This is a genomic window from Oceanispirochaeta sp. (assembly GCF_027859075.1).
Classification (GTDB): Bacteria; Spirochaetota; Spirochaetia; order DSM-2461; family DSM-2461; genus Oceanispirochaeta.
On record NZ_JAQIBL010000160.1, the window covers coordinates 1 to 11472 of the forward strand.

Here is an 11472-nt window from a genome sequence, read left to right on the forward strand (position 1 = left end):
CATTTATCATGGTTCTTGTTTCATTGAGCCTTCTATAACGGCTGTTGATTCCGTCAATAAGGGATTCAATCCGTTTCAGCACAGCCTGACGTGAAGGGATCTCTTCGGGATTTACCGAAAGTTCCTGCCAGCTGTCCCAGAACTTGTCCATGAGGGTTCTCACAGATGTATCGTAAGGTTCGTTGTAGATCTGTTCCACCATCAGGAGATACTGGTCTCTTGTTTCCCAGTATCCGGTTTCATCTCCCTGAGCCAGAACTCTGTTTTCAAGCAATGTATCTTTTATGCGTTCCACCATGGTCACATCCACACCCTGACCAATCTGTCCCGGCCGTTCTGCCCTGTTCATCTGGGGCATATAAATAGGATCAGTTGCAGAAAGCCGTACTCTCTGCCGGCTGTACCCTTCGGTTGAAGCATTACTGAGGTTGTGTCCGATTGTCTGCAGCCCCTGTGTGTGAGCCTGAAGACTTCTTTTTCCTAACTCGATACCGCTGAATGTGGAACCCATAAACAATCCTTTTCTTTAAAACTGATGGTTAAACAGAAGCGGCTTGTTTTCCACTCTGGAAGCTGTTCCGCTGCTATTATAAATTCTCCCTCTCTGATCTGGAATCAGTTCATCCAGAACATCCCGGAGTGCACTAGTCTGAGATTCTGTATAAGATCCTATGCCGTTGATTCTTGTCTGCAAAACGCAGACTGCCAAGCGGATTTTCTGCTTCATCATCTTGATCTCTTTTTGGGCATGAGTATCCAAATGAGTCATTAACAGGCCGAAAGACGCTTGAGGAGACAAACCGCAGTCTTCTTTTAATTGAAGAATAAATGATTCTCTCTTCTGGTCCAGGGTATTCAGCATGTCAGCCTTGTTTCTGAGGGTGTTCAACACACTCTCAAGGGTCGTCCAGTTTTTGGCAACTACATTTTTATGAAGAGATTCGCATCCCCTGTTATACTCTTCAAGCAGTTCCAGCTCACTCTTTAGTATATCAATCAGTTTGACCGTATTCTTGGCTGCTAACATTCTCAAGATACTCCTTCTCTTCAATTCTCGGTATTTAAAACTGGAAGATTAGGATTTTTATTTTTTCTGTCAGCGCGTTATATTACGCTTATCCTGTAAAAGGAGAGAATGACCGGGAATTAAATCCAAAGCCTCATTCAAGAGCTCTTCAGCCTCTTTTTTTTTCCCTTCATTGATCAGGACAAGCATTTGATTGTGGTAAGCAATGGCTGTATTATCCCGAATGATGTTCAGAATCCTTTTATATTCCCGGTCCTGCTGGACCCATGAGGGGGCTCCCTGGAGAAAATTCAAGGCCTCTTTATGACGTCCTTCAGCTGAGAACAATTCTGCTTGCAGACTATAGTGGTATGCTGCCAGAGAGAGGGCTCTTGCCTCTGTTATCAATGTTGAATCCAGGGCCTGTTTAATCTCATTTATGGTAGCCCTGGAAAATGGCTCCCCTACTTTCAATTCCAGTGTGCGCTGTGCGATAAGGAACTTCATCATACTCTGTTCAGACGGCATCATATAATCTCCCTGAGCAGCCAGAAAATCAGCAGCCTCCTGGAGCTTGTTATTGTTGACCATCTCAGCACAGGCATTATAGAGGATCTGTGACCGGGTATTTTTCAAAAAAGCAGGAACACTGTAGGGACCAGTAGAGGCTTCGTTTATAAGACTCACTGCAGCAAGATAGTCCTTTTGAGTATTCAACAAGGCAGCTGCATTCTGCACTGTATCAAAATAATCAGATTGTGCCTGAAGAGAACCGGTCAGAACAAGACGGTCCGCACTCAGAGTCAATGCATCCCTATGTTTATTTCTTTTCTGCAGTTCAACGATTCGATTCTGCAGGATCAACCCCGCCATATCCTTGTCACCCAGATGGACTCTTTGTCTGTAATTTCCCGGTGGCACATAGACGAATCCTGTTTTGTCGGTAAAACTGGAATGGAATTCTTTCCGGCTCCCCGGGTCAAAACCCCATTCACTTGTCGTCTCAATATCTATTTCTATGCGATCCCCCCTGGAGGGAAGGATGCAAAAGGCATGATCGTCAACATGAATCCCTTCAATCCGGATACCATGATAGCGGGTCAGAATGATAAAAAAGGCTGCTGAGGAAACACAGTTATAGGTCCCCCTATCAATCAGAGTATCCAGACGGGTCTGGGTAAGGCTGTAGCGTTTTAGAAGCTTCCTATGCATGAAGGACAGTAGGGCTTCTGTCTTTTCTGCTTCCGCCATTGAAGTAGAAACCAGATCTTCAGATTCTTCCAGGATCAATTTTATTTTCTGCTCATACCCGGGCAGCTCACTTTCAGTGAGGCTTGAACTGATCAGATAGAGGCGGATAAGTTGGTCATATCCCAGGGGATCTTTCATCGCCCCATAGGATTCAAAGACTTTATCTGACTGGAAGGGGATGGATTCTCCCCAAACCGTCAAAGTCAGTACTATATATAGAATAAAAATAAATGATTTGAGGGGATAATTCTTCATATATTTAATTTTAGGCGAAACTTGGGAGATATCAAAGCTCCCGGTCCTGAAATAATTGATTTTCCAGGTATCAATTATTATATTTGAATCATTAAAAGATGAATGAAAAGCAGAGGAGATATATAGAATATGGAAAAAGATTTTGTCATTATCGGCGGTGGAATAGCAGGATTGAGTGCAGCACAGTATGGTTCCAGAGCAAACCTGGACACTCTGGTCATTGAGGAAATGGCACCGGGAGGACAAGCCCTTCTGATTGCAGATCTGGAAAACTATCCCGGATTCCCTGAACCGGTCAATGGATTTCAATTTTCAATGGATATGCATAAGCAGGCACAGAAATTTGGGGCCGAGTTTTTGACGGCCTCTGTCAAGAGTATTAAAAAAGAGGGTAAATTTTTTACCATCGAGACTTCTAAAGAATCGATCACAGCTAAAGCGGTTGTCCTGGCAACGGGAGCGAAACACCGTCATCTGGAGATACCCGGTGAAGAAGAGTTCGGGGGCAGAGGTGTTTCCTACTGCGCCACTTGCGACGGCCCATTCTTCAAGAATAAAAAGATGCTCGTTGTCGGTGGTGGAGATGCCGCCTGTGATGAAGCCAATTACCTGGCAAACCTGACGGACAAAGTGGTGATGATCCACAGAAGAGACAGATTCAGAGCTCAGAAAGCCGTGGCTGACAGAGTCCTGAACAATCCTAATATTGAGGTCCGTTTCAATACTGTTGCTAAGGAGATCAAAGGAAATGACGTTAAATTGAATCGGGTCATCCTTGCAAAAACAGACAGTGATGAAGTAATGGAAGAGGAATTTGATGCTGTCTTTGTCTTTGTCGGTTCCATCCCCCAAACCCAACTTGTCCCGGATGTAAAAAAAGATGAGACAGGATATATAATTGCTGATACCAATATGGAATCTTCTCTTAGGGGTCTCTATGCGGTGGGAGATGTACGTGATACTCCCTTCAGGCAGCTCATTACAGCGGCAGCCGATGGTGCCTTAGCAGCTCACTCTGCTTCTAACTATATTGACGACCTCAAGGGAGAAGCCTATATTTAAGCCTCGGTAAAATACGGAAGCCCGGTCAATACCGGGCTTCTTTTTAATAGGATAATCTGTGGCTTTACACACTAAAAGACTTTTACATCTCTTCTTTTTTTTCGGGGTTATTTACCCTCTGACCTCTCTGGACTTTAGTTCGAAAATTCCAAATGAACAACTTGTTGAAGAACTCCTTGATTCCATGACTGATGAAGACATCCTGGGTCAGGTATTCATGCTGGGTTATATGGGAGAAACAGCGTCAGAGGTCATCATGGACTGGATTACCGAGAAAAAGATCGGAGGAATCAAGATTTTCGGATGGAATGCCAATGATCTATCCGTCCTGGCCGATACGATTGGTAACATGCAGGACGGGGCACTGAATACGGAGTTTAAAATACCCCTGATCATTGCGACAGACCAGGAGGGCGGATGGGTTCGTCATATTAAGGGGGAAACATCCATAACTCCCGGAAATCTGGCTCTTGGAGCCTCAGGTATCCCCTACGACTCATATATGACTGGTTTGTACATAGGTCAGGAACTTAGACGTCTGGGAATTAATATGAATTTTGCCCCCACCGTGGATGTTTACCTCAATCCGCTGGCCGATGTAATCGGCCCCAGAGCATTTTCCCAGGACCCGATACAGACGGGATCACTGGGAACCGCCTTTTTCAAGGGGATGGAAGAGGCTGCTGTTATCAGCACGGCGAAACATTTTCCGGGTCATGGCAATGCCGATGAAGACTCCCATGGAACCCTTCCTGTGATTCCCTCGACTCTTGACTTCCTTGAATCACATGACCTGATTCCCTATAAAATGATGATTAAGGAAGGGTTACCTGCCATCATGGTGGGGCATCTGGCCTTCCCGAATATAACAGAAAATATGAAACCTGCCTCTTTATGCCCTATCTTTCTTAAGGATATTCTCAGGGATGAAATGAACTACGAAGGATTAGTCATCACCGACGATCTAGTCATGCAAGGGGCTCGATACAATAACAGAAGCCTTCCCGAGGTGTGTGAAACAGCCCTGCGCGCGGGGAGTGATATTCTTCTGATAAGCAGGAATCCTGATGTACATGAAGAAATTTGGCAATACCTGATAAAGCTTATGAAAGTTGACCCTGGTTTTGCGCAGGATGTCCGCACAGCCGCCTCCAGGGTATTGAAAATCAAGGCAAAATATCTCAAAAGGCCGGATCATGTCCCCTTTCACCCCTCCTCTGTTGGAATCAAGGAAGACATTCCCGGTAGGGACAGCAAAGAATTCTTTTTTGGTCAGGCCGCCCGCAGTACAACCTTAGTAAGGCAGTCGGTCATACCTGTACCATTCAACAGCACAGCACTCATCTGCGGCCTATATTCTGATTTCAGAAGGCAGGGAGAAGCCATGTTTGAAGGAAGTAGCCTGAAAATCCCCTATTCCTTTGACAATAACGAAAAATGGGACGTGATCAGCCGCATCAGACAGAGGGCTGAAGACTATGACTTTATCATTTTTAGTCTTTCCAGATATCAGGATCTGTATATCCTGAAAGAATTGGAGGACCTGGCTGAAAAAATCATTGTTTTATCTTCGTTGACTCCAGTCTATCTGAATGACTTGCCCTGGGTACGGGATGCCGTAGCCGTTTACGGCAGCGGTAAAGACTCCTATCAATCCGGCTTTGCTGCCATCCGGGGAGATTTTTTTCCCAGAGGAAGACTACCTGTCGATTTTATCCATGACCTTCATGCCCAGTGAATGATCAAGGATGACTATGAGAACAAACCTGTTAAATGAATTGATAAATTTGAGGATGAGGTACCACAGCTTATGAAGATTCTGATGATGACCAGTGAAACAGTTCCCTTTGCGAAGTCCGGCGGCCTGGCAGATATGGTCAGTGCCCTCTCCCTTTCATTGAAGCAGTTGGGAAACGATGTCAGGATACTCCTGCCCCTCTACGATTCTATTGATGCAGAGGGTTTTGAATCTCTTGGAATGATAGATATAGATATGGTCAACAGATTTGAAAGGGTCCATCTTTATACAACAACTCTCGAAGACTCGGCCATACCTGTCTATTTTATTGAGAACAGTAAATTTTTTGGAAGAAAGGGCATCTACGGTCCCACCCCATCCTCCTCATACCCGGATAACGCCCAGAGATACAGCCTCCTCAGCCGGAGCTTCATAGAAGTCTGCACCCATATAGAATGGATTCCCGATGTGATTCACAGTCATGACTGGCCTTGCGGATTGGCTTCCATTTATCTTAAAAAAGCTCCTGAAGCATTCCTTGAATGCTCCTCTGTTTTCACTATTCATAATATGGGCTATCAGGGCTGCTATACGAAGCAGGATCTTCCCTGGATCGGTCTTACCCCGGATGAAACGAGAAGCTACCATATGATGGAAGAGTGTCAAATCAATTTTCTAAAAACTGCCATTGAGAATAACGATCACATCACCACCGTATCACCCGGATATGCCCTGGAAATTCAGACCCTTCCTTATGGACACGGATTGGATCAGTCCCTGAGTCACCGGAAAAATGATCTGACCGGAATTCTCAATGGTGTGGATTATGACAGCTGGAATCCCATCCACGATGCTTTTATTGCTCCGGATAATTATTCTTTTATGGATTTTAAAGGGAAAAGAAACTGCAAAGCCAGACTTCAGAATAGATTCGGATTGGAAATTGATCCGGATATACCTCTTTTTGCCATGATATCCCGTCTTGTTGAGCAGAAAGGAATAGAAGAACTCTGTAAACCCGGTTCGGGAATATTGAAAGATTTTTGCAATGAAAAAAAAGTACAGATGGTGATTCTGGGTACCGGGGAACCCTGGTGTGAAGAAGAACTGACCCGGTTGAGCCGCATTTTCCCGAATCTGTCGGTCAAAATCACCTACAATGAAGAGCTGTCTCATCTGATTGAAGGGGGAGCAGATTTTTTTATGATGCCCAGCCGCTATGAACCCTGCGGATTGAATCAGCTCTACAGTCTTAAATATGGAACGATCCCCATTGTGAGAAGAACCGGAGGACTAGCCGATTCGGTCAAAGACCCCGAGGATGTCGGCTGGGAAGAGGCCACAGGTTTTGCCTTTGACAAGGCCGACCCTCTGGATTTCAGACAGGCCCTGGATAGAGCTGTAAACTGCTGGGAGAATCAGCCACAGCTGATTGATGAAATGAGATTAAAAGGCATGAAGGAAGACTTTTCATGGGGTCCGTCGGCCCATTCATATCTTAAGATTTATGAGGAACTTGTCAGCCTGAAAAAAATATAAAATCTGTCAGAGAAAGCGATCCGGGAAGGATTATTTTTCAATCCCGGTCCTGCCTTGAATCCCCTGCTGATAATAGTGCTTGATCTCCTGAACTTCGCTCACCAGATCGGCGGCCTCAATGATTGAATCAGGAGCATATCGGCCCGTAAGTACCAGTTCTACATCCCCGGGTTTTGCCTGAATCAGAGCCAGCACTTCTTCCAGAGGAATCAGTTTCATTTTTAAAGCAACATTCAATTCTTCGGCTATGACCAGATTATAATGACCAGAAAGGACAGCACTCTGAATTTCCTTCCAGCCCTTCAAGGCTGATTCTACATCTGCCGGCGAAGGGTTCTGTTTTATAAACCGTGGCTCTCCGTATTGACGGATCTCAAGAAGCTGATCCTTCTCCAGAATACTCTTCATCTTTTCCAGCATTTTGATTTCGCTGTAATCACCATTTTTGAGAAACTGTCCAATAAAAACTGAAAGGCCGGCTCCCAGGGCTCTCAGGGTCAACCCCAGAGAGGCGGTTGTCTTTCCTTTACCATTGCCTGTATAAACCTGAACATAACCTTTCATTCCGGTCCTTCCTTATGATGAATCAATATTTCCGGCTCCACCGGGCGGCGATACCATTGGGCAGAGAGTTCCCATTTTTAGAAGAAAGAATCAGATCCACTGTCTCAATCTCACTTCTGTTTCTTCCTATTGTTCCAGCCAGAGCCGAGGCAAGGTCAGCTTTGGAAATTTCCGGATCATGGCAGGACAGGAGAAAGAAGGAGGGCTCCGGGACGAGAACCTGACGGCATCGGTCCATCAGGGAAGGCAGATCTCTTTTCAGAATCCAGGTCACCCCGCCCTTGGCCCGGCCGAAGGCAGGAGGATCGAGGATCAAGCCGTCATAACGGTTTCCTCTGCGAATTTCCCTATCGAGAAATCGACTTATATCGTCAACAATAAAGCGGATAGAATCTTCCGGGAGACCCGACTTGCCCCTGTTTGTACGAGCCCAGTTGACTGCACTCTTTGAAGAATCAAGATGACAGATCTCCGAGTCAGCCCTTCCTTTGAGTGCCTGGGCACAGACAATCGTGGATGCTCCGGTATAGGCAAATCCGTTGAGGATTCTGAGTGGATTCTCTGTCTCAGAAATGAAAGCCCCCAACCAGTCCCAGTTGTTCTGCTGTTCCGGATAGACTCCGATCTGTCCATTTTCAGATAATCTGATTTCCATCACAAGAGAGCCTGAACAGAAATCCGGAAGAGCTTCATCCTCCCGGGGAGTCATATTCCAGGAGAAGCCTTTTGACTCAATCCTGTATTCGTAATCGGGAGAAGACCATAATTCTTTCAGGGAAGGTGGAAAATCCGCCTGAGGAGCCTGACGGAGAAAGGTACAGCCTGAGACTCTCTCCAGCCGCTTGAGATGGCCGCAGTCCAGGAATTCATAATTGTCCTGACAGGCATTTTCATTCATTATTATCAATCCAGGCAGAGAATCTGATCTAGACGTTCGGATTGAAAACAGGGAACACCTTCAAAATTTCCGATACCTCGAAAAATACTCTGAAGTTTCGGATTGATAGAGGTAAAAACTTTTTCTGTAACGGAAATTCCGCCGGGTATTGTTTTATTTTTTTCCAGATGAGCAGCCAGATTGATGACTTCAGAAATGATCTGGCCCGTATCATTGTGGTACACGAGCTTTCCTGTATTGATTCCCAGTCTGAGCTCAATATAATCTTGTATGGGATTATGCTTTTCCATATTAAACAGGGTAATGGTTCTTTGAACCTCAACTGAGAATTTAACGGCTCTTTCAATCTGGTCTTTAAAGGCAAACGCCAGGATTCCCCCGTCTCCCGCCCAGGTCCAGATTCTTCCATCCGTATGGGACAGACTGTTCCTGAGAAATTTCCAGAGGTTTGTGTACACCTTTTTCATGACCTTGTCGCCGTGTTTATTTACAAGCCTGGAGTTTGCAACTATATCCACACTGATGATTGTTATGGGATAACTCTTACCGTCTTTTAAGGCTCCCCAGTTAGACATTTCTTTGCTTTCTGTTTTAATGGGCAGTACCTTTCGTTTAGTAAAATCATAAAAATACCCAGTATGGGTAAACTGCTGCAAAAAATAATCATACCCTTCCATCTGAAGGGTTCTGCCGAGGATCTGGTTATTATCAAGTTCTGCCAATAGTTTGATAAAATCATGAAGTTTATTGATAGATTCCATATTTTCGACCAATACAGTGGCGGCCGAACGGGCACCGATAGTAACAACCGATGTTTTTTCTGCCAAATCATAGAGATTGAATTTTTTATTCAGCATTCTGCCGATCTCATCCATTTCTTTGGATTTAATATTGGAGGCAATGGTTTCAATCAAAAGATTATTGAGGGACGGATCTAACATAAAAACTCCATATCTATATTGTCGACGCCATTATAGATAAATTATATATATATCTCAAGTATTATCTCCTATTCACAAATTTCAAAAAGGCGGATTGACCCAGGAGATTTATACTTTTATGATCCATTATTGGATATGAATAGTGCGGGAGATCATTATGAAAGAAAACAAAATAGATACAAAGGGAAATCCCGTGGATGATTGGATGTTTTCAGGACCGATTCGCCCTCTCCTCTTCCGTCTCAGCCTCCCTATCCTGGCAGGAATGTTCTTCCAGCTCCTCTATAATATTGTCGACACCTGGTTTGTCAGCCGGATTGACCTGAAGTATGACAGTCTCCGCATTAAAACGGGAGCATTGCCCTTTCAGTTCAATCTGACCAGCCTCTCCTGTTGTTTTTAACCAGACAGCAATGACTCCGCCCACTAAGGCGATTACAGAAGGACCGATGACACTGGCAGGACCATCGATTTCAAGTGTTAACACTTCATTTACATAGGGCATAATATTGCCATACTGATCTTCCAGCCTGTATTCCACCCTGACCGTATCCCAATCTCCCGTAGAAAGATCGGTATAATCTGCCTTTACTGCTAAAAGGGATGCTATTCCGGAACCAAAGGTTTTTCGGCAGACTTCTTCACCCTTGTAATGACCGATGATTTCAAAGATATCTTCATCCTCCCCCCAACCGGCATTGTATTTCATAAAAAGGTTGATAATATCATTGATTTTCAGCTTGTACCTGGTCATCAGGAGGCCCATGCGGAGATAATGATACCATCTGAGTTTCTCTTCACCATGAATCATCACATAACTCATCATATTCCTGAAAACCTGTTTGTCTCTGGATGAAAATGGGAGCTCCTCGGCCTGAAATCCCACCAGATCTTTCAATATCACCGGAGGATGCTCCATATGGGGGTAATTTTTCCAGTCCGGCTGGTATGTTCCGATAAGGTGATTATTTTTATATACCGAGATGCTGTCACAGTTGGTATACACCTCGATGGGTAGAATACGGGCAGCAGCTCTCTCGCCTTTGGCAAATAAAGAAGCAGGTTCCATGACTATTTTTTTTTCCGGACTTATCTGGCTGGAATAAACGGCGGTTGCCATTTTAGGAATACGAAACATATCAGAGACGCCATGGTAACAGATTCGGTCTCCGCTGCCGAACTCTCTGTGAGTATTATAATCCCAGGCACACCATCCTATGGCACCGCTGATCCTTGGATGACCCATCATAAAATTCAAAACTCTGAGATGCCTCAGGGCATGTTCCCGCAGCCTTTCTTCCTGGTCAAAACGCTTGGTTGGAAACATATGACCATTGAATTCGGTCACCAGATAGGGAATCGATCCACGACGGATCACTTTATCCGGATTTCTCAGGATTTTTTTTGAACCGCTGTGAATAAAATCATTCATCGTATATACATCCTCGAGAGTTTCACTCTTCTGGATATACCGGACTCCTCCGGTCTGCCTTGAATCATCCAGATCTCTCGCCAGCCTGTTTGTTCGGGCATAGAATTCATGATGATCCTCGGATTCATTGATTCGGACTCCCCATAAGATAAGCGAAGGGTGATTCCAGTCCCGGCGGATCATCTCTTCAAGGGCTGAACAGGCATTATCCTGCCACTCCTGATTGCCAATATGCTGCCATCCCGGGAGTTCTTCAAACACCAGAAGTCCGATCTCATCACAGCGATTCAGAAAGTCTGAAGACTGAGGATAATGGGAAGTTCTCACCAGATTCAGTCCCAGATCATTCTTAAGACGATCTGCATCCTGCCTCTGTTCCCGGGCCGGCATGGCATATCCGACATAGGGATAGGATTGATGCCGGTTGAGTCCCCGTAATTTAATCTTTTCTCCATTCAGATAAAAACCGTCTGATCTAAAGGCTGCGTCTCGAAATCCGATCCTTCTGGATATTTTATCTTCCGGGACTTCCTCTCCCCTGGATTTCTGAAGAAGAGCTGTGATTGTATACAGAGCAGGATGATCAGGAGACCAATCCTCAAGACCAGTCAAATGATTCAGCTTGATTTTGTGCCCAGATTTTCCAGGAAATATTTCAATTTCTTTGTCCAAAGAAACAAAACTTTCTTTTCCGGTATTCAAAGTAAATGAGAGAATCCTGGTAAGGACCTCTAATCCGCTGTTCTGAATGTAAAATTCAGTCTCAACAGATTTTTCATATGACCC

9 protein-coding genes and 1 pseudogene are annotated in these 11472 nt (G+C 44.8%); 3 read left to right on the forward strand and 7 right to left on the reverse strand.

Annotated features, from left to right (window positions below):
• From flgK to PF479_RS08825, 3 genes and pseudogenes are all read right to left on the reverse strand, one after another.
• Nucleotides 1-511, reverse strand: a pseudogene (gene flgK, locus PF479_RS08815) (flagellar hook-associated protein FlgK); the annotation flags it as partial.
• A gap of 15 nt (nt 512-526) precedes the next feature.
• Complete coding sequence (locus PF479_RS08820) at nt 527-1027, reverse strand: hypothetical protein (protein ID WP_298005064.1); 501 nt, start codon at nt 1025-1027, stop codon at nt 527-529.
• A gap of 69 nt (nt 1028-1096) precedes the next feature.
• Nucleotides 1097-2512: a tetratricopeptide repeat protein gene (locus tag PF479_RS08825; RefSeq protein ID WP_298005067.1), complete on the reverse strand. Its 1416-nt coding sequence runs from the start codon at nt 2510-2512 to the stop codon at nt 1097-1099.
• A 129-nt stretch (nt 2513-2641) separates the two neighbouring features.
• On the opposite strand from PF479_RS08825, the gene trxB reads away from it, so the two are divergent.
• The 3 genes from trxB to glgA all read left to right on the forward strand — a co-directional run bounded on the left by trxB (nt 2642) and on the right by glgA (nt 6851).
• Nucleotides 2642-3574 carry a thioredoxin-disulfide reductase gene (gene trxB / locus PF479_RS08830; RefSeq protein WP_298005069.1) on the forward strand — a complete coding sequence of 311 codons (933 nt, stop codon included), beginning with the start codon at nt 2642-2644 and terminating at the stop codon, nt 3572-3574.
• Between the two features lie 58 nt (nt 3575-3632).
• Nucleotides 3633-5312: a glycoside hydrolase family 3 protein gene (locus tag PF479_RS08835; protein ID WP_298005072.1), complete on the forward strand. Its 1680-nt coding sequence runs from the start codon at nt 3633-3635 to the stop codon at nt 5310-5312.
• A 72-nt stretch (nt 5313-5384) separates the two neighbouring features.
• Nucleotides 5385-6851 carry a glycogen synthase GlgA gene (gene glgA / locus PF479_RS08840; protein WP_298005074.1) on the forward strand — a complete coding sequence of 489 codons (1467 nt, stop codon included), beginning with the start codon at nt 5385-5387 and terminating at the stop codon, nt 6849-6851.
• 30 nt (nt 6852-6881) lie between these two features.
• Here the strand turns inward: glgA and PF479_RS08845 are convergent, their stop codons facing one another.
• The 4 genes from PF479_RS08845 to PF479_RS08860 form a co-directional block, all read right to left on the reverse strand.
• The gene (locus PF479_RS08845; protein WP_298005078.1) at nt 6882-7415 is read right to left on the reverse strand and encodes a cob(I)yrinic acid a,c-diamide adenosyltransferase; all 534 of its coding nucleotides are present in this window, start codon (nt 7413-7415) and stop codon (nt 6882-6884) included.
• A gap of 22 nt (nt 7416-7437) precedes the next feature.
• Entirely contained in the window at nt 7438-8313 is an 876-nt protein-coding gene (locus PF479_RS08850; protein WP_298005081.1) for a class I SAM-dependent methyltransferase, read from the reverse strand.
• A gap of 5 nt (nt 8314-8318) precedes the next feature.
• Nucleotides 8319-9254, reverse strand: a complete 936-nt coding sequence (locus tag PF479_RS08855) for an adenylate/guanylate cyclase domain-containing protein (protein ID WP_298005084.1) — start codon at nt 9252-9254, stop codon at nt 8319-8321.
• A gap of 211 nt (nt 9255-9465) precedes the next feature.
• Nucleotides 9466-11472 (reverse strand): glycoside hydrolase family 2 TIM barrel-domain containing protein (locus PF479_RS08860; RefSeq protein ID WP_298005087.1); only part of this gene is annotated, 2007 nt, incomplete at its 5' end.

Bases quoted from the DNA above. Each gene is read 5' to 3' on its own strand.
- PF479_RS08820 (WP_298005064.1), bottom strand. From the start codon at position 1,027: ATGTTAGCAGCCAAGAATACGGTCAAACTGATTGATATACTAAAGAGT.
- glgA (WP_298005074.1), top strand. From the start codon at position 5,385: ATGAAGATTCTGATGATGACCAGTGAAACAGTTCCCTTTGCGAAGTCC.
- PF479_RS08855 (WP_298005084.1), bottom strand. From the start codon at position 9,254: ATGTTAGATCCGTCCCTCAATAATCTTTTGATTGAAACCATTGCCTCC.
- PF479_RS08850 (WP_298005081.1), bottom strand. From the start codon at position 8,313: ATGAATGAAAATGCCTGTCAGGACAATTATGAATTCCTGGACTGCGGC.
- PF479_RS08825 (WP_298005067.1), bottom strand. From the start codon at position 2,512: ATGAAGAATTATCCCCTCAAATCATTTATTTTTATTCTATATATAGTA.
- trxB (WP_298005069.1), top strand. From the start codon at position 2,642: ATGGAAAAAGATTTTGTCATTATCGGCGGTGGAATAGCAGGATTGAGT.
- PF479_RS08845 (WP_298005078.1), bottom strand. From the start codon at position 7,415: ATGAAAGGTTATGTTCAGGTTTATACAGGCAATGGTAAAGGAAAGACA.